16 protein-coding genes are annotated in these 17,035 nt (G+C 71.3%); 8 read left to right on the forward strand and 8 right to left on the reverse strand.

What is annotated here, in order from left to right; all coding sequences use genetic code 11:
- The first annotated feature begins 3 nt into the window (after nt 1–3).
- The 4 genes from DEJ51_RS21000 (at nt 4) to DEJ51_RS21015 (ending at nt 5,013) form a co-directional block, all read left to right on the forward strand.
- The gene (locus tag DEJ51_RS21000; RefSeq protein ID WP_150258950.1) at nt 4–780 is read left to right on the forward strand and encodes a DUF4344 domain-containing metallopeptidase; all 777 of its coding nucleotides are present in this window, start codon (nt 4–6) and stop codon (nt 778–780) included.
- 71 nt (nt 781–851) lie between these two features.
- Nucleotides 852–2,192: a recombinase family protein gene (locus DEJ51_RS21005; protein ID WP_150258951.1), complete on the forward strand. Its 1,341-nt coding sequence runs from the start codon at nt 852–854 to the stop codon at nt 2,190–2,192.
- Nucleotides 2,193–2,240: 48 nt separating this feature from the next.
- A complete protein-coding gene (locus DEJ51_RS21010; protein WP_190620518.1) occupies nt 2,241–4,295 on the forward strand; it encodes a thioredoxin domain-containing protein in 2,055 nt (684 codons plus the stop codon).
- Between the two features lie 157 nt (nt 4,296–4,452).
- Nucleotides 4,453–5,013 carry a hypothetical protein gene (locus DEJ51_RS21015; RefSeq protein ID WP_150258953.1) on the forward strand — a complete coding sequence of 187 codons (561 nt, stop codon included), beginning with the start codon at nt 4,453–4,455 and terminating at the stop codon, nt 5,011–5,013.
- A gap of 66 nt (nt 5,014–5,079) precedes the next feature.
- On the opposite strand, the gene trhA is transcribed toward DEJ51_RS21015, so the two are convergent.
- Entirely contained in the window at nt 5,080–5,793 is a 714-nt protein-coding gene (gene trhA / locus DEJ51_RS21020) for a PAQR family membrane homeostasis protein TrhA (RefSeq protein ID WP_190620520.1), read from the reverse strand.
- A gap of 219 nt (nt 5,794–6,012) precedes the next feature.
- Here trhA and DEJ51_RS21025 point away from each other — a divergent pair, with 219 nt between their 5' ends.
- Nucleotides 6,013–7,842, forward strand: a complete 1,830-nt coding sequence (locus tag DEJ51_RS21025) for a phosphoenolpyruvate carboxykinase (GTP) (protein ID WP_150258954.1) — start codon at nt 6,013–6,015, stop codon at nt 7,840–7,842.
- A 116-nt stretch (nt 7,843–7,958) separates the two neighbouring features.
- On the opposite strand, the gene DEJ51_RS21030 is transcribed toward DEJ51_RS21025, so the two are convergent.
- The 4 genes from DEJ51_RS21030 to DEJ51_RS21045 are packed head-to-tail and all read right to left on the reverse strand — an operon-like array spanning nt 7,959 to nt 12,502.
- The gene (locus DEJ51_RS21030; protein ID WP_150258955.1) at nt 7,959–8,570 is read right to left on the reverse strand and encodes a hypothetical protein; all 612 of its coding nucleotides are present in this window, start codon (nt 8,568–8,570) and stop codon (nt 7,959–7,961) included.
- On the reverse strand, nt 8,557–10,185 hold the full coding sequence (locus tag DEJ51_RS21035) for a substrate-binding and vWA domain-containing protein (protein WP_190620523.1): 1,629 nt from the start codon (nt 10,183–10,185) through the stop codon (nt 8,557–8,559). Before DEJ51_RS21035 ends, DEJ51_RS21030 begins: the two co-directional genes overlap by 14 nt.
- Nucleotides 10,186–10,223: 38 nt before the next feature.
- The gene (locus tag DEJ51_RS21040) at nt 10,224–11,411 is read right to left on the reverse strand and encodes a toxic anion resistance protein (RefSeq protein ID WP_150258956.1); all 1,188 of its coding nucleotides are present in this window, start codon (nt 11,409–11,411) and stop codon (nt 10,224–10,226) included.
- On the reverse strand, nt 11,408–12,502 hold the full coding sequence (locus DEJ51_RS21045; protein ID WP_223835908.1) for a substrate-binding domain-containing protein: 1,095 nt from the start codon (nt 12,500–12,502) through the stop codon (nt 11,408–11,410). Before DEJ51_RS21045 ends, DEJ51_RS21040 begins: the two co-directional genes overlap by 4 nt.
- A 143-nt stretch (nt 12,503–12,645) precedes the next feature.
- On the opposite strand from DEJ51_RS21045, the gene DEJ51_RS21050 reads away from it, so the two are divergent.
- Nucleotides 12,646–13,068, forward strand: coding sequence for a hypothetical protein (locus DEJ51_RS21050; protein WP_150258957.1), 423 nt, complete (start codon nt 12,646–12,648; stop codon nt 13,066–13,068).
- Nucleotides 13,069–13,116: 48 nt separating this feature from the next.
- On the opposite strand, the gene DEJ51_RS21055 is transcribed toward DEJ51_RS21050, so the two are convergent.
- The 3 genes from DEJ51_RS21055 to DEJ51_RS21065 all read right to left on the reverse strand — a co-directional run bounded on the left by DEJ51_RS21055 (nt 13,117) and on the right by DEJ51_RS21065 (nt 15,718).
- On the reverse strand, nt 13,117–13,782 hold the full coding sequence (locus tag DEJ51_RS21055) for an RDD family protein (RefSeq protein WP_150258958.1): 666 nt from the start codon (nt 13,780–13,782) through the stop codon (nt 13,117–13,119).
- A gap of 210 nt (nt 13,783–13,992) precedes the next feature.
- Nucleotides 13,993–14,385: a hypothetical protein gene (locus tag DEJ51_RS21060; RefSeq protein ID WP_150258959.1), complete on the reverse strand. Its 393-nt coding sequence runs from the start codon at nt 14,383–14,385 to the stop codon at nt 13,993–13,995.
- 121 nt (nt 14,386–14,506) lie between these two features.
- Nucleotides 14,507–15,718: a pyridoxal phosphate-dependent aminotransferase gene (locus tag DEJ51_RS21065; RefSeq protein WP_150258960.1), complete on the reverse strand. Its 1,212-nt coding sequence runs from the start codon at nt 15,716–15,718 to the stop codon at nt 14,507–14,509.
- A gap of 301 nt (nt 15,719–16,019) precedes the next feature.
- On the opposite strand from DEJ51_RS21065, the gene DEJ51_RS34605 reads away from it, so the two are divergent.
- Together DEJ51_RS34605 and DEJ51_RS21070 are read left to right on the forward strand one after the other, a co-directional pair.
- Nucleotides 16,020–16,169, forward strand: coding sequence for a hypothetical protein (locus DEJ51_RS34605; RefSeq protein WP_190620525.1), 150 nt, complete (start codon nt 16,020–16,022; stop codon nt 16,167–16,169).
- Nucleotides 16,170–16,182: 13 nt separating this feature from the next.
- Nucleotides 16,183–16,416, forward strand: coding sequence for a hypothetical protein (locus DEJ51_RS21070; protein WP_150258961.1), 234 nt, complete (start codon nt 16,183–16,185; stop codon nt 16,414–16,416).
- Nucleotides 16,417–17,035 lie beyond the last annotated feature (619 nt).

A 17,035-nucleotide genomic window follows, 5' to 3' on the forward strand; every position in this document is an offset into this window, starting at 1 on the left:
AACATGACGCTCCCTCGCTTACGCACCGCTCTCGTGTCGGCCGTGTGCGCGACGACACTCTTCCCGGCCCTCGCCGGATGTCAACCAGCGCCGCCCGACCGCGGGTTCGTACCCCGGCACGAGGAACCGGCCGAAGCCGACCGCGACAGCGCCGGCTTCCTGAAGCGGTCGCAGCTCGTCGAGCGCGTCACCGCCGACCTCAACGCCTACCTCGACGTCCCCTACCGGATCACGGTCGTCGCCCGCTCCTGCGCGGGCGAGGGCAGCGGCTACGACCCCGGCACCCACCGCATCGAGCTCTGCTACGACGACCTCACGGAGGACCGGCACCTGTTCGAGGAGGCCGACGGCCGCCCGGCCGACGAAGCCCTCTCCGAGGTCGTCCGGGAGACCCTCCACCACGAGGCGGGCCACGCCCTCGTCGACGCCCTGGACCTCCCCGTCCGCGACCGGGGCCGTGCCGAGGAGGACGCCGCCGACCGCTTCGCCCAGCTGATGCTCCTGCGCGACCCGCGGGGCGACCACGCGCTGCTGACCGCCGCCCGCGCCTACGACCTCGCGGCGGCGGCCGATCCCGCGCGGGACCCCGCCCCCGACCCCGACGACGACCACGCCCCGGACCCGGCCCGCGCGGAGTCCCACCGCTGCGCGGTCTACGGCGCGGCCCCCGCCCGCCACCCGGACCTCGCGACACCGCCCCGCGCGGACTGCCCCCGCACCTGGACCGCCACCCGCGACACCTGGACCGCCGACCTGGCCCCGCTCCTGAAACGGCAGTGATGTCGTAACCCGACCATCGCTTCGCTCGTTGAAGCGAACATCGGACACGAGCTCGAAGATGAGGGGGCGCCATGGACTCCAAGCCGCACGAGACCGAGGGCGGCCGCATTCCGGTCGCGTCCTACGCACGTACGTCGCAGGACGCACCGCGACAGGAGGGACGCGGCGTACGGCACCAGCACCGCATCAACGAAGGCACCGCCGCACAGTACGGCTGTGTCGTCGTCGCGACGTACACGGACAGCGCGCGCACCGCCACGAAGGACGACCGGCAGCGCCCGGCCTTCGACCACTTGCTCGCCGACCTCCACCGTGGACACGCCTTCGTCGCCGGACCGCTGATGGGCGTCGTCGCGGTCGCCGACGACCGGCTGTACCGCAGGCCGGAGGACTTCATCCGCTTCATGGCGGCGCTGACGAGCGAACCCGGGCGGGTGTACGTCGACCGGGACGGCCTGCGCGACCCGTACAGCAAGACGGGCCTCCTCCAGGGTGCGGAGTCCCTTCAAGCAGCGGCCGAGGAAGGTCGGACGCGGAGCCGCAGGGTGCAGGACTGGCACTGGTCACGGGCGATGGACGGGCTGCCGCACAGCGGTCCCAGGCCCTTCGGATGGCAGGAGGACCGGAAAACCCTGCACCCGGTGGAGTCCGCGCTCGTACGGAAGGCGATCGAGGACCGGATCGCGGGCAAGGCCGTAGGCCAGGTCGCGCGGGAGTGGAACGCGCTCAGCATCACAGGGACCCGTGGGGGCCGTCCCAACCCGCAGACGGTCACGCAGATCATCACTTCCCCGCGCGTTTGCGGATTCCGCGGCAACCGGGGCGAGCTGCTGGCGGATCCGGTGACGGGGGAGCCGGTGGTCGGAGCCTGGCAGGCCATCGTCACGCCCGAACAGTGGAAGGCGGTCTGCGCGACTTTTGCGCCCGGCAGCCAGTTCATGCACAGGGGTCCGCTCAGCCCGCGGCTCACCGACCGCAGAGCCGGCCCGAAGTACCTTGCCAGCGGGCTCCTGCGGTGCGGGGCAGAGCTGGGGGAGGGAGGCACGTGCGGGAGCTCGATGGGAGCCACGAGCAGCCGCAGCCGAAGGAGTCCGTTCAACTACGTCTGCAACGGGGCCGCCGGACGTGGCTGCGGTCGTTGTGCCATCAGCGGGCCGCTCGTGGAAGAGGCCGTCGAACGGCTCCTCTTCCCGGAGGACGGGCGGGGCCGGGTCAGGCTTCCGGAGCCCATACGGCTGCGGTGGCTGTCGGGCGGGATGGCTTTGGAAGAGAAGCGCAAGGTGATCACTTCGGTCTTCGCGGGTCTGGTGATCAGGCCCGGGCGCAAGGGCTGCGGCACTTGGGATCATTCGCGTGTGATCCCGGTGTGGAAGTGGGCCGATCGTGTCCAACCCGTGGATTCGGCGACCTGAGGGCGCCGCCACGAGTCCGCGTCGTGCGCGGTGCGGCAGGATGATCCCATGCCGAACCGCCTCGCGAACGAGACCTCTCCCTACCTCCTCCAGCACAGCGACAACCCCGTCGACTGGTGGCCGTGGTCGCCGGAGGCGTTCGCAGAGGCGCGCAGGCGGGGCGTACCCGTCTTCCTGAGCGTCGGGTACAGCTCCTGTCACTGGTGCCACCAGCTCCGGTCCGAGTCCTTCGAGGACGAACCGACCGCCGCCTACATGAACGAGCACTTCGTCAACATCAAGGTGGACCGCGAGGAGCGTCCCGACGTGGACGCCGTCTACATGGAGGCCGTGCAGGCCGCCACCGGGCAGGGCGGCTGGCCCATGTCGGTGTTCATGACCGCGGACGCCGAGCCCTTCTACTTCGGCACCTACTTCCCGCCCGAGCCCCGGCAGGGCATGCCCTCCTTCATGCAGGTGCTCGAAGGGGTGCAGGCCGCCTGGACGGGACGGCCCGAGGAGGTCGCCGAGGTCGCGCGGCGGATCGTACGGGACCTGGCCGGGCGGGAGTTGGACTACGGCAAGGCCGGAACGCCGGGCCCCGAGGAGCTCGCGCAGGCGCTGCTCGGGCTGACCCGCGACTACGACGCCGCACGCGGCGGATTCGGCGGGGCTCCGAAGTTCCCGCCGTCCATGGTGCTGGAGTTCCTGCTGCGCCACCACGCGCGCACCGGATCCGAGGGCGCGCTCCAGATGGTCACGGACACGTGCGAGGCGATGGCACGCGGCGGGATCTACGACCAGCTCGCGGGCGGGTTCGCGCGGTACTCCGTGGACCGCGAGTGGGTGGTCCCGCACTTCGAGAAGATGCTCTACGACAACGCGCTGCTCTGCCGGGTCTACGCCCACCTGTGGCGCGCCACCGGGTCCGCTCTCGCGCGCCGGATCGCCCTGGAGACCGCCGATTTCATGGTCCGGGAGCTCCGCACCGACCAGGGCGGCTTCGCCTCCGCGCTCGACGCCGACAGCGAGGACCCGCTGACCGGCGAGCACGTCGAGGGGGCCTACTACGCCTGGACGCCGGCCCAGCTGCGCGAGGTGCTGGGGGAGGACGACGGGGCGCTCGCCGCCGGGTACTTCGGGGTGACCGAGGAGGGGACCTTCGAGCACGGGTCGTCCGTGCTGCAACTGCCCCAGGACGGGCCCGCGGTGGAGGCGGGCAGGCTCGCCGGGATCAGGGAGCGGCTGCTGGCCGTGCGGGGGCGGCGGCCCGCGCCCGGGCGGGACGACAAGGTCGTCGCCGCGTGGAACGGGCTGGCGATCGCCGCGCTCGCCGAGTGCGGGGCGTACTTCGAACGGCCCGACCTGGTGGAGCGGGCGACCGAGGCCGCCGATCTGCTGGTGCGCGTGCACATGGACGGCCGGGCCCGGCTCTCGCGCACCAGCAAGGACGGGCAGGTCGGCACCAACGACGGGGTGCTGGAGGACTACGGCGACGTGGCGGAGGGCTTCCTCACGCTCGCGTCCGTGACCGGCGAGGGGGTCTGGCTGGAGTTCGCCGGGTTCCTCGTCGACCTGGTCATGGACCGGTTCACCGCCGAGGACGGGTCGCTGTACGACACGGCGCACGACGCGGAGCAGCTCATCCGCAGGCCGCAGGATCCGACGGACACGGCCGCCCCGTCGGGCTGGACGGCCGCCGCGGGCGCGTTGCTCTCGTACGCCGCGCACACCGGATCGGCGGCCCACCGTACGGCGGCGGAACGGGCGCTCGGGGTGGTGCACGCGCTCGGGCCCCGGGTGCCGCGCTTCATCGGGCACGGGCTGTCGGTGGCCGAGGCGCTCCTGGACGGTCCGCGTGAAGTGGCGGTCGTCGGGCATCCGGAAGACCCGGCGCTGGCGCTGCTGCACCGGACCGCGTTGCTGGGTACGGCTCCTGGGGCGGTGGTGGCGGCCGGTCTTCCGGTGGCGGCGGACGGCGGTGGCGGCGAGTTCCCCCTGCTGGCCGAGCGCACCCTCGTGCAGGGCCTTCCGACGGCGTACGTGTGCCGGCACTTCGTCTGCGCGCGGCCCACGACGGAACCGGGCGAGCTGGCCGAGCAGTTGGGCGGGACCCGCCCCTGAGGGTTCCCCGGCGCTCCTGCGGGCGCGGCGGCGGGCCGGGACCCCGCCGCCCTCCGGACGGTCGGGGCCCTGGTCGCGGGCCCTGGTTGCGGTCCTTCTTGATCCGCGCACACTGGGAGGGGTGTGGCTGCCGTCACCCGAGCAGGGAGGCCGAACCATGGCGAGTCCGATCAGCGCATCGCAGACCGCGCGCATCGTGCGGCTGGCGGCCCGTGTCAGGCCCGAGATGTGGGATGCGATCAATCCGCACGGGCCGGTGTTCGCGGCCGGCGTGGCCGGCGTGGCAGGGGTCCGGTCCCTCGACGGTGGCTCGGCCGTCGCGCTCAACCCCCAGCCGCTCCCGCCGCGCGAACAGCTGCGGATCGCCGTCCTGCAGACGGTGAAAGGGGTCGCCGAGACGGCGATCGGGGCGCATCAAGGGGGCCGTGACGCCCGGGAGATCCTGCAGGCGGTCGGTGACGACATGTGTCCCACGCCGCCGCATGTGAAGATCCCCTGGCCCAAGAACTGGCCGGGACCCTGGCCGCCCGGGGAGCCGTTCCCCATCGACCTCGTCGGCCCGCAGTACGTGACGCCCGCCGTCCAGGCGGTGGCGGGGCTGGCGTTCCAGGGGTACGCCGACAACATCGCCGACGGGAAGCTGAGCGCCGTGTTCGGCGAGCTGGCCGACCGGCTGTTCGGTGCGGCCCTGCACGAGTCCGGCTCCGACTCCGGCTGAGCGCGCGGGCCGCGGCCACCGGCCGCCGCCGCTCCCGGATCAGTCGGACCAGTCGGATCAGTCGGATCAGTGCTGGTACGCGGCGAGCGAGATGCCGACGTAGTGGGCGACGAAGGCCGCGAGGGTCAGCGAGTGGAAGACCTCGTGGAAGCCGAAGAAGCGGGGGGAGGGGTTCGGCCGCTTCATGCCGTAGATGACCCCGCCCACGCTGTAGAGGAGCCCGCCGACGATCACCAGGACCAGGACGGCGATCCCACCGGTGCGCATGAAGTCGGGCAGGAAGAAGACCGCCGCCCAGCCCATGGCGATGTAGCAGGGCGTGTACAGCCAGCGCGGCGCGCCGACCCAGAAGACCCGGAAGGCGATGCCGGCGGCCGCCGCGATCCACACCGCCCACAGCAGGGTCCGCCCGGTGGACGGCGGCAACAGCAGGACGGTCAGCGGGGTGTAGGTGCCCGCGATGATCAGGAAGATGTTGGCGTGGTCGAGCCGCCGCAGGATGGCCTCGCCGCGCGGCCCCCACGTGCCGCGGTGGTAGACCGCGCTGACCCCGAAGAGCAGGCAGGCCGTGAGGATGTACACCCCGCAGGCGACGCGGGCCCGGGTGGAGTCGGTGAAGGCCATCAGCACGAGGCCGGCGACGATCACGGCGGGGAACATCCCGAGGTGCAGCCAGCCGCGCAGCAGCGGCTTCTCCTCCAGGGCGGTCTCGGCCGCCTCCAGGGCCTCGACTACCGGTGTGGCCTCGGCGGCCGGGACGGCGGCGGGGTCAGAAGTCATGCGCGCCATGCTACCTACGGGTCCGTAGGTTTCCGTTAGTGGTCTTTACGGAAGATTGACGGACGTGGCAATGCTCACGTGAGAGGCCCTCTGGACATATGCGCACATCCACCGGATGATCAGATGAGTGCGGTCGGCACCGGATGAGCGGAGCGCGAAGCGTCCGGGTCGCAGCCCCCACGGGGCAAACACCAAACCACCCCTCAACAAGGAGCAATCGTGGCGCGCGACAACGCGGCTCCCACCATCCCGACGACTCACCAGGACCTGATCTCCTGGGTGGACGAGATCGCAGCCCTCACCCAGCCGGACCGCGTCGTCTGGTGCGACGGCTCCGAGGCCGAGTACGAGCGCCTGTGCGAGGAGCTCGTCACCAAGGGCACGTTCAAGAAGCTCGACGAGACGAAGCGCCCGAACTCGTACTACGCCGCCTCCGACCCGTCCGACGTCGCGCGCGTCGAGGACCGGACCTTCATCTGCTCCGAGAAGGAGGAGGACGCGGGCCCGACCAACCACTGGAAGGCCCCCGCCGAGATGAAGGAGATCTTCGCCGGCGGCGAAGGCATCTTCCGCGGCTCCATGAAGGGCCGGACGATGTACGTCGTCCCGTTCTGCATGGGCCCGCTCGGCTCCGAGCTCTCCGCGATCGGCGTCGAGATCACCGACTCCGCCTACGTCGCGGTCGCCATGCGCACCATGACCCGCATGGGCAAGGCCGTCCTCGACGAGCTCGGCACCGACGGGTTCTTCGTCAAGGCCGTCCACACCCTCGGCGCTCCGCTCGCCGAGGGCCAGGCCGACGTGCCGTGGCCCTGCAACACCACCAAGTACATCTCGCACTTCCCCGAGACCCGCGAGATCTGGTCCTACGGATCCGGCTACGGCGGCAACGCCCTCCTCGGCAAGAAGTGCTACGCCCTGCGCATCGCGTCCGTCATGGCCCGCGACGAGGGCTGGCTCGCCGAGCACATGCTCATCCTCAAGCTCACCCCGCCGGCCGGCGAGGGCGAGGCGAAGTACATCGCCGCCGCCTTCCCCTCCGCCTGCGGCAAGACGAACCTCGCCATGCTGGAGCCCACGATCCCCGGCTGGACCGTCGAGACCGTCGGTGACGACATCGCCTGGATGCGCTTCGGCGAGGACGGCCGCCTCTACGCGATCAACCCCGAGGCCGGCTTCTTCGGCGTCGCCCCCGGCACCGGCGCGCACACCAACGCCAACGCCATGAAGACCATGTACGCCAACACCGTCTTCACCAACGTCGCGCTCACCCCCGACGGCTCCGACGTGTGGTGGGAGGGCATGACCGAAGAGGCGCCCGCCCAGCTCATCGACTGGAAGGGCAACGCCTGGACCCCGGAGTCCGAGACCCCGGCCGCCCACCCCAACGCCCGCTTCGCCGTCCCCGCCGCCCAGTGCCCGACGATCGCCCCCGAGTGGGAAGACCCCAAGGGCGTCCCGGTCTCCGCGATCCTCTTCGGCGGCCGCCGCGCCTCCGCCGTCCCGCTGGTCACCGAGTCCTTCGACTGGAACCACGGCGTCTTCATCGGCTCGAACATCGCCTCCGAGAAGACCGCCGCCGCCGAGGGCAAGGTCGGCGAACTGCGCCGCGACCCCTTCGCCATGCTGCCGTTCTGCGGCTACAACATGGGCGACTACATGGGCCACTGGGTCGACGTCGCCAAGGGCAAGGACCAGTCCAAGCTCCCGAAGATCTACTACGTGAACTGGTTCCGCAAGAACGACGCGGGCAAGTTCGTGTGGCCCGGCTTCGGCGAGAACAGCCGTGTCCTCAAGTGGATCGTCGGCCGCCTCGACGGCACCGCCGAAGGCGTCGACACCCCCATCGGCATCCTGCCGACCAAGGACGCCCTCGACCTCGACGGCCTGGACCTCCCGGCCGAGGACCTCGACTTCCTCCTCACCGTCGACAAGGAGGTCTGGCGCGACGAGGCCTCCCTGGTCCCCGAGCACCTCAACACCTACGGCGACCACACCCCCAAGGAGCTGTGGGACCAGTACCACGCACTCGTGGAGCGCCTGGGCTGAGCCAGGACGCGCCCTGAAGAAGGGCCGATGAACGTGGGAGCCCCCGACCAAGCGGCGTCCCACCGCTGTGGGAGCCCCCGACCAAGCGGCGCCCACCGCAGCACCGACCCGTCCGGTCAGGAGCGTCCGCGCTCCTCCAGATAGGTCGTGTGCGTCTGCTGACGGCGGGCCTCCACCTCGTGGAGGCCCGCCGTTACGCGTTGCGCCTCCTCGCGCAGGAGCCCCAGCTGCCGCTCCAGATGCCGCTCCGGCGACTCACCGCCCGGCGTCATCCGGCTCCACCAGCGGGTCCGGTTGTACGCGTCCACGCTCTCCGGCACGTCCTGTCGCACCGCCCGCGACACGGCGTGCACCGCCTCCGGGTCGGTGACCAGCACATCCGCCACCCACCCCGGCTCCAGCAGCGCCCCGTACAGCTCCAGCAGAGCCGCGAGGGCCTCCGCGGCCCCCGTCGGCAGCTCCACCCCGGCGACGTACTCCCGCAGCCGCCCGAAGTCCTCGCGCAGGACACCGAGCTCCTCACGCGGATCGAACGGCGGCGGCGCCGTCCGCTCCGGCGGTGCGATCAGCGCGCCCGCCCCGTACAGCCCGCCGACCACCAGCGGCCAGTACGCACCCGCCACCCCGGCGAGGGTGAGGCCCAGGCCGGCCACGCCGCAGGCGGAGCCGGCCAGGTTCTTCTTCGACTCCAGGTACTCAAGGACCCGGCCCGCCCTACTGGTAGCCACGGATCTCCTCGAATGCTCCGGCCAGCGAACCGGTCCCCCCGGTGGCGTCGAAGAGCCGCCCGCCGGTCAGTTCGGTGATGTGGGTGAGCTCCTTGCGGTCCGAGTCGCCGAACAGCACCGCGAAGACCGGCGTCCGCTTCTGCGCCTCGGGCAGGGCCGCGTAGAAGGAGTCGAAGTGCTTCGCCCCGACCCCCTCGGTGTTCTCGCCGTCCGTCATCAGCACGATCGAGGTGAACGCGTCCGTGCCGCCCTTGCCCAGCTGCTGGTACGCCGCCTCCAGGCTGCCGTAGACCGCCGTCCCGCCGTCCGGCTCCAACGACCTCACGTCCCTGCGGATCGCGTCCAGGGCCGGCCCCGGATTGCCCGGCTCCACCACGTGCGTGTCCACCCCCTTCACCTTCGACCCGAAGGGCAGCAGCGTCACCTCCTCCCGGTCCCGGAACCGCTGCCCGGTCCCCGAACTCCCCGAACCCGTCAGCTCGGTGAGCGCCGACTTCAGCCGCCCGATCCGGTCCTCCTCGCTCATCGAACCCGAGGTGTCCAGCACGTACACCGTCCGCGAGGGCCTGCGCAGCTCGTTCTCGTAGCTGGCCAGCAGCCCGTCCGCGACCGACCGCGAACCGGGGAACGGCAGCTCGCGCCGCTTCTCGGCGTCCAGCCCCGCGGCCGGCACCACCCCGGCCGCGACCGGACGGCGGAAGGTCTGCTCGGTGATCGCCTTCTGCGCCTCCGGCCCCCGCAGGTACTCCGTCAGCGCACGCCCGGAATCACGGGCCCCGGCCGGGGCCGAAGTCAGCAGTGTCAGCGGATAGTGGGCGGTGACCACGCCGTCGCGCGGCCGGACCACCGTCAGCGGAGCCCCGGCGCCCTTCGCGTCCCGGTTCATGGACAGCAGCACCGACTCGTAGTTCACCAGCGCGTCCACGTCACCGCGCTTGCCGTACGCCGTGACGAGCCAGCCCGAGGAACCCGAGGTCAGCTTCTGCCCGGCGAAGAACTCCTTCAGCCGGGGGGTGGCCGCCCGCACGTCCGCGTCGCTCAGCGCCGCCTGCGCGCCCGACAGCCCCGAGGCCACCGAGACCAGCGCCGAAAAACCGGAGTTGGATCGCACCGGGTCGGTCATCCCGTACGTCAGCTTCCCGGCGACGACCGCCTCGTGCACCGCCGGCCAGGTCACCTCCGCGGGCTTCCAGCCGAGCCGGGCCAGCGCCTCCGGCTTCACGCCGAGGGCGACGGGCGAGGACATCACCGGCGTCTCGCTGGACAGCTTCCCGGCAGCCTCGGGCCGCAGCCTCAGATAGTCGTTGGAGGAGAGCCAGATCGCGTCGTACTTGCCGTCGGCCTGCCCGGAAGCGACCTGCTCGGCGGCGTCCAGCGTCCCGGACCACGTGAGCTTCACGGTGACCCCGGTCGCCTTCCGGGCCTGCTCCAGCACCGGCTCCATGTCCGCGAGCTCGCTGGAGGCCAGCACCCGCAGGGTGCCCTCCTTGTAGGCCGTCTCCTCGGGCCCGGCGGGCTCGCCGGAGGTGCAGGCCGTCGCCGCCGTGAGCACGGCGAGGACGAGCGCGAAGCCCGTCCGGGCCAGCCGGCGCCCCGGCCGCGGGGGCCGGGGCACAACCCCTGCCGCGCCCGGGACGGACCGCCCGGCCGCCCTCACAGGGCACCGCCCTCAAGGGCACCGGCGGTGCGGGTGCGGGCCAGGTACGCCGAGGCGGTCTGCAGCTCCCCGGCCAGCGACTCCACCGTCGCCGCCATGTTCTCCGTCGCCTGCACCTTGAACGTGTCGATCGCGTCCAGCGTCTTGTAGATCTGCGCGAACGCCGTCCGCAGGGTCTCCGCGCCCACCGCCGGATCGGCCGCGATCCGCTGGATCTCGCCGCTCTGCGTGGACAGCATCTGCGCGTTGCCCCGGATCAGCTCCTCGGTCGTTCCCCGCAGGGCGTCGACCTGCTCGATCACCTTGCGCTGGTTGTCGAGGGCCGAGGCCAGCATCACGGCGATCCGCAGCGCGGACACCGTGGTGGTCGCCGCCCGGTCGACACCCTTGATCAGCTCGTCGTTGCTGCGCCGGACCACGTCCATCGCCAGGTAGCCCTGCGCGCAGACGGCCAGCTGCGTCAGCAGGTCCTGGTGCTTCTGCCGGACCGGGAACAGCACGTCCGCGCGCATCGCGTCGGCCGCACCCGGATCGGCCTGCTCCACCTCGGCGACCCGCTGCTCGACGGCGCCGTCCAGGGCCTCGGTCAGGACGGCGTACTCCTGGAGCTTGCCCATCGTCTCCCACAGGCGCGAGCGCTCGGTGTGCAGGGCCGCGTTGTCACGGCGCAGTTCGTCCTGGCCGCTGCGCAGCGAGCCCACGATCTTGTTGAGGGTGGCCTGAGAGGAGGCGTACTTCGCCACGTGGTCGCGGAACCGGTTGCCGCCCGGCAGCTTCGCGAGCAGCTTGCGGGCCCCTTTGGCGGGCGTGTCCCGCGGGTCGAGGTCCTCTACCGTGCGCCGCAGCTCCACCAGCGAGCCGGCGACCCGGGCCTGGGCGTCGCCACCGCCGTCCGGCCCCAGCGAGCGCACGGCCCGCTCCAGCATCCGGTTGGATTGCTGCGCGGCGCTGCGGATGTCGGCCTGGCCGAGGCCGGCTATCTCCCCGATGCGCTGGGCGAACTCCGGGGAGCGGGAATCGATCGCGGCCAGCGAGCCGACGTACTCCCCGGCCCGGCGGGCCATCTCCTCGCGCACGCCGTCCTGCAGCGGGACCAGCCCGGCGGCCTGCTCCTTGCGCACCGGGGCGACGGGCTCCGGAGGGCTCAGGCGGAAGGACGTGTCCTCGGGTGGTGTCAGTGTCATGGCGTGTCCCCCTGGCCCTTGGCGCGCTGGGCCAGCGCCATCAGGATCTTGACGGTGGGTGTGCCGACCTGGCGGATGCCGGTCAGCCCCGTGTTGAGGTAGTCGGTGTGCGGGGCCGTCGCTGCGGCGAACTCGGCCACACCCTCCTGCGGGCGGAAGCCGCGGAGCACGGCCAGTTCGCGCAGTTTCGGATCGGTGGCGAGGAGCGTGCCCAGCTCCCGCGCCTTCTCGGTCAGCGGCACGAAGGTGTGCGCCGAGTTGACGGTGGTGTCCGGGTAGAGCACGACCATGTCGCCCGGATCCTGCTTCTGCATCAGCAGCGAAGCCACCTGGGACTCGTACACCAGGATCAGCGGTTCGCCGCTGCCGCTGATGAAGGCCCGGAAGGGGTCGTCGGTGCTGGGCTCCAGCGCGCCCTGGACGGAGATCAGCTTGCGCATCAGCGGCGCGGTCCGGTCGATGCCCGCGTCGTCCGCGACCACCGTGTTGCCGTTCGCCACGTTGGACGTGGCGGCCAGGAAGAGGGCGCCGGAGTTGGAGGAGGACGGGTCGGTGGTCTTGACGAACACCGTCCCGGTCAGCTCGGCGTGGGCCGCGGAGCCGGGCAGCTGCTGCCAGGTGCGGTCCTCGCCCGAGGCCTTGAGGAAGGGGCCCATGAGCAGGGTCCCGGAGTTCTTGCCGGTCATCCTGGCGAGGCCGTTGCCGGCCAGCACCTGGGCGGCGCCCTGGCGGGCGATGACGACGAGGGGGGAGAAGAACGGCTTGGTCTCCTGGGCCCCCTTGAGTCCGGCGGCGGCCGCGACCTCCCTGGCGGGTTCACTGCTGCTGGGGAAGGCGAAGTCGAAGTCCTTGAGGGCGAGTTGGTCCATCGCCCAGGATCCCGAGGTCTCCGTCTTCACGGTGTAGCCCTTGGCGGCAAGGGCCTTGACGACGTCGGGGTCGCGGAAGAATTCGGACTTCTCCGAGCCGATGACGCCACGCACGGTCTTCGTTGCCGTGCCTTCTGGGTGATCCTGCCCCTGGACCGCGACGACGTAGAGCACGCCGCCGATCAGGAGCAGACCCAGGACGATTCCTAGGATGCGTCTCACGGGTGCAGCGTGCTCGCGGAAACCCACATTCCACGCCAAGTTGAATGAACGTCAGGTGTCCAGGCGGTCCCACTTCGAAATGCTGTGTGAGCCCTCGGGTGCTGGTGGGAGGGGCGGCGGCCCGGGAGGATCGGAGCATGGGCGTGAGCACGTTGAAATGGCAGGGCTGGCTGGTCGGCCTGGTGACGGTGGCCGGGCTGCTGGTGTTCGCCCCGCTGGGTCTGTACGTGTGGGCGAGCGGCGGAGATCCGCCGCAGGCGCCACCGCGGGCGGCGGTGGAGGACGTACGGGTCACCGGGTGCCGAATCGATCCGGCCAGCCGCCGGGTGGTGGCCGCGGTGGAGGCGACGGGGCGGGCCGAGGGCCCCGGTGCGTACGTCGTCACCGTGGAGTTCCGCGACAGCGCCGAAGCGGACCCGCAGCGGCGGGCCGCGCAGGCGCTGGTGAAGATCCCGGGTGTGGCCCCGGGCGCGACCGAGTACGGGGAGGCGGTCGGCCCGGTGTGGCCGGTGGCGACGGTGCCCTGGTGCGGGGTGGCCGGCGCGGAGTTCACACCGACTGCCTAGGACACGTCCCGGGTCGGGACGTCGCCACCGGACCTCACCGTGTGGCGATCAGCCGTTCTTGTTCACCTTGATGACGACGGTGCTGCACACCTTGTCGGCGAAGGTCTGCTTCTTCTCGTCCCACAGCGGCCACAGGTAGCCGATGTAGCAGGCGGCGCCGTCGAGGATGTGGGCCAGCTTGCGGACGAACGCCATGCCGAAGCCGAGCGTGGCCCCGTCGAGCTCGCGGTGCACGCTGATGCCGACGATCTTCTTGCCGAACGTCTGGCCGGTGGTGCCTTCCTTGTACAGCTGGAAGAACAGCATGCCGAGGAAGTACAGCATGCCGATCAGGCTGAGGATGCCGGCGATCGTGTCGCCCGACTCGTCGCCGGAGACCGCCACGCCGATACCGGTCAGCGCGTACATCGGGCCCGCCATGATCAGACCGTCGAGCAGGGTCGCGCCCACGCGCAGACCCCAGTGCGCCAGCGGCGGCATCCCACTGCCCGGCATGCCCGGCATGCCCGGCGCGTGCATCCCCGGCGGCGGGTACGCGCCGTACGGGGGCGGCGTCTGCTGCGGGTAGCCGTACTGCGGGACGGCACCCGGCTGTTGCGGCTGCTGCGGGTAGCCGTACTGCGGGGGCACACCCTGCGGGGCCTGCTGCGGGTAGCCGGGCTGACCCTGCGGGGGCTGCTGGCCGTAGGGGTTGTTCGGATCGCCGAAGCTCATGGGCGAATCTCTCCAGAATGCTCGAACGGGGACGAAGCGGAGTGGAGGAGATCGACCCTGTGGAGCGGCCTCCCCCCGTGCTGCCGCGGTGTTGCAGCCCTCATCGTGTTCGGAGCACCGGATTCTGTCCAATTTTCGCCCCTGCCGCAGGTGTCCGGGCAAGGGCGTGGCGCCCGGTCCGGAGCCTCCGCGGCCCCGGACCGGGGCCGTCTAGAGGGCGCCGGCCAGGTCCGAGGACTTCAGGGCGGCGGCGTGTGCGTCCATGCGCTCGGCGGCGAGGATCGCGACGGTGGTGTCGGCGCGGGACGCGGCGACGAGGAGCGCGCGGGCGGCCAGGTCGTGGGCGCGCTGGTGCAGCGCGGCGGTGTCTGCGGCGTCGTGGCGCGGCGCACGGGTGGGCCGGGCGCCCCGCAGCCGTGCGACCTGGGCGGCGATCTCGGCGGCGCCCTCGTCGAGCCCGAGCTCGTCGGTGACGGCGAGCAGGGCCGAGAGGTGGCCGGCGAGCTGGATGTCCAGTGCTTCGCCGCGGCTGCTGTGCGGGTAGTCGTCCGGGGTGGCGCCCGTGGCGCGGACGACGGGCTTGGTGCGGAGCGGCTCGTACATGAGGTGGCCTCCTGCGTGGTCAGGAAACCATCTTACATTGGATCGGTTCTAAGGTTGAGCTGTGTCCTGTTGTCGGGAGGCGACCCGTTGGCTGGATTCCGACGGGTCGCACCGTGTGCCGCTACAGCTGGCTGTAGCCGTCGAGGAAGTTCCCGATCCGTGTCACCGCGTCGGCCAGATCCTTCGCGTTCGGCAGGGTCACGATCCGGAAGTGGTCGGGCTCGGGCCAGTTGAAGCCCGTGCCGTGCACCACCATGATCTTCTCGGCTCGCAGCAGGTCCAGGACCATCTGCCGGTCGTCCTTGATCTTGTAGACCGACGGGTCCAGCCGCGGGAAGGCGTACAGCGCACCCTTCGGCTTCACGCAGGTGACGCCCGGGATCTGCGTGAGCAGGTCGTACGCGACGTTGCGCTGCTCCAGGATCCGCCCGCCGGGCAGTACCAGGTCCTCGATCGACTGCCGGCCGCCGAGCGCGGTGGCCACAGCGTACTGCGACGGCATGTTCGCGCACAGACGCATATTGGCCAGGATCGTCAGGCCCTCGATGTAGCAGGTGGCGTGCTTCTTGGGGCCGCAGACCGCCATCCAGCCGGCCCGGTAGCCGGCGACGCGGTAGTTCTTCGAGAGCCCGTTGAACGTCAGCGTCAGCAGGTCGGGGGCGATGGCGGCGGTGTTGTGGTGCACGGCGCCGTCGTAGAGGATCCGGTCGTAGATCTCGTCCGAGCAGACGACCAGGTTGTGGCGGCGCGCGATGTCCGTGAGCCCGCGCAGCATCTCCTCGTCGTAGACGGCGCCGGTCGGGTTGTTCGGGTTGATGATGACGATCGCCTTGGTGCGATCGGTGACCTTGCGCTCGATGTCGGCGAGGTCGGGCATCCAGTCCGACTGCTCGTCGCAGCGGTAGTGCACGGCCGTACCGCCGGCGAGGGACACGGAGGCGGTCCACAGCGGGTAGTCCGGCGCGGGGACCAGGACCTCGTCGCCGTCGTCGAGCAGCGCCTGCATCGACATCTGGATCAGCTCGGAGACGCCGTTGCCGAGGTAGATGTCCTCGACGTCCAGGTCGATGCCCTTGGTCTGGTAGTGCTGCATGACCGCGCGGCGCGCGGAGAGCAGCCCCTTCGCGTCACCGTAACCGTGGGCGGTACCCAGGTTGCGGAGCATGTCCTCAAGGATCTCCGGAGGGCACTCGAAGCCGAAGGCCGCGGGGTTGCCCGTGTTGAGCTTGAGGATGCGATGACCTGCTGCTTCGAGCCGCATCGCCTCTTCGAGCACGGGGCCGCGGATCTCGTAACAGACATTGGCGAGTTTGGTTGACTGGATCACCTGCATGACGGGAGCTTACGGGCCCGGGTGCGGGCTTGACGTGTCTTTTCGAAGAGAGGTCCAGGGGTAATTTGTCCCACTTCGGGCAATGAGTGGGTAGGGGAGTGGTCCCCCCTTGGAATCCCGGGCCGTGTCCCCGTTCCGACCTGCGGAATGAGTGGGTCGCCGGCCTGCGCGAGCACCTGGTGTTGCGCTCGTCACCCCAGGTGGTCGGCTGGATCGGGGGTGACGGGGTAGGCCGCATGAGTACCCCACATGAGTACGCGCACTCATGTGGACGCCGGTGGCGCGGCGGAGGCTGGGCTGCATGAACCAGGGCGAGTGGAAACCGGCGGACTACCGCCGCCGCACGGAACGGGTCGGCACGGTCGTCGTCGCTGTGGCGGGCGCCCTCATGGCGGCAGGGGCGATGGGCATCGCGTCCGTCCTGCTGGTGTGCGTGTGCAGCGGCAACTGAGGAGCGCGGGACAGTGGTTTTCGTAGTCGGTGACATGGAGATCGCCACGGTCGGCACGGATGGCGACGACCGGGCGATCGAGTTCCGGGTCAGGCCGGAAGGAGCCCTGGAAGAGGCCTGCTTCGCGATCTTCCGCGAACACGACCAGGACTGGGAATCGGCCCGCCTCACCATCGACCCCCACTCGGGCAGCGTCCCCCTGGCGGCGGTGGAGTGGGCGGTGGAGTTCGCCCGCGAGTACCTCTGAGGGCGGCGCGGCGGGGGCGGCCGCCCTCCGGAACCTGGGGCGGCGGCTCCGGAGGGCGGCTGCCCCTCGGCCGGGGTGGGGTGGTGTGGCGGCTGCGGCGGGCGGGGACCGGGCGGGCGGGGACCGGGCGGGCGGAGATCGGGCGGGCGGGGTCGGAATCTCGGGCGGCGGCTTCGGGAGGGCTGATCCCCTCGGGCGGGATCGGTGACGCGGGTGGGGTTTCCCGTCAGTCTCATCGTCTCTCCGTGTCGGGCCGGTCCCTCAAGGGCGCTCCCTTCGGTCGCGTCGCTTCGCGATGTCGCTGCGCTCCACCCTTGACCGACCGACCCGCCCCGGAAATCCGAAGACTGGCGGGAAACCCCCAAAAGAACGAGCCGGACCATCAAGCCAGGGACGGGCAGGTCGGAGAACCCGGGCCGGGTCGGGCCTGGGGCCGACCGAGAGACGAGCCCACCCAGACCACAGCCCGGGTCGGGGGAGGCGCGCCAAATCGCTACGCGCTCCTCACGTCTCAGCGTCGGACGCCCGTCTTGGGCTGGGCATAGGCCGCCCACGGCTTCCTCAATCCGGTCCTCGACCTGCGTCCGACGACCGGCCGGGGCTGGGCATAGGCCGCCCA

It is taken from the genome of Streptomyces venezuelae (assembly GCF_008642275.1).
In the GTDB taxonomy this organism is placed as follows: domain Bacteria; phylum Actinomycetota; class Actinomycetes; order Streptomycetales; family Streptomycetaceae; genus Streptomyces; species Streptomyces venezuelae_E.

What these genes read in the sequence shown, in the direction of transcription:
- DEJ51_RS21000 (WP_150258950.1), top strand. Translation starts at nt 4, where the DNA reads ATGACGCTCCCTCGCTTACGCACCGCTCTCGTGTCGGCCGTGTGCGCG.
- DEJ51_RS21005 (WP_150258951.1), top strand. Translation starts at nt 852, where the DNA reads ATGGACTCCAAGCCGCACGAGACCGAGGGCGGCCGCATTCCGGTCGCG.
- DEJ51_RS21010 (WP_190620518.1), top strand. Translation starts at nt 2,241, where the DNA reads ATGCCGAACCGCCTCGCGAACGAGACCTCTCCCTACCTCCTCCAGCAC.
- DEJ51_RS21015 (WP_150258953.1), top strand. Translation starts at nt 4,453, where the DNA reads ATGGCGAGTCCGATCAGCGCATCGCAGACCGCGCGCATCGTGCGGCTG.
- trhA (WP_190620520.1), bottom strand. Translation starts at nt 5,793, where the DNA reads ATGACTTCTGACCCCGCCGCCGTCCCGGCCGCCGAGGCCACACCGGTA.
- DEJ51_RS21040 (WP_150258956.1), bottom strand. Translation starts at nt 11,411, where the DNA reads ATGACACTGACACCACCCGAGGACACGTCCTTCCGCCTGAGCCCTCCG.
- DEJ51_RS21055 (WP_150258958.1), bottom strand. Translation starts at nt 13,782, where the DNA reads ATGAGCTTCGGCGATCCGAACAACCCCTACGGCCAGCAGCCCCCGCAG.
- DEJ51_RS21060 (WP_150258959.1), bottom strand. Translation starts at nt 14,385, where the DNA reads ATGTACGAGCCGCTCCGCACCAAGCCCGTCGTCCGCGCCACGGGCGCC.
- DEJ51_RS21065 (WP_150258960.1), bottom strand. Translation starts at nt 15,718, where the DNA reads ATGCAGGTGATCCAGTCAACCAAACTCGCCAATGTCTGTTACGAGATC.
- DEJ51_RS34605 (WP_190620525.1), top strand. Translation starts at nt 16,020, where the DNA reads ATGAACCAGGGCGAGTGGAAACCGGCGGACTACCGCCGCCGCACGGAA.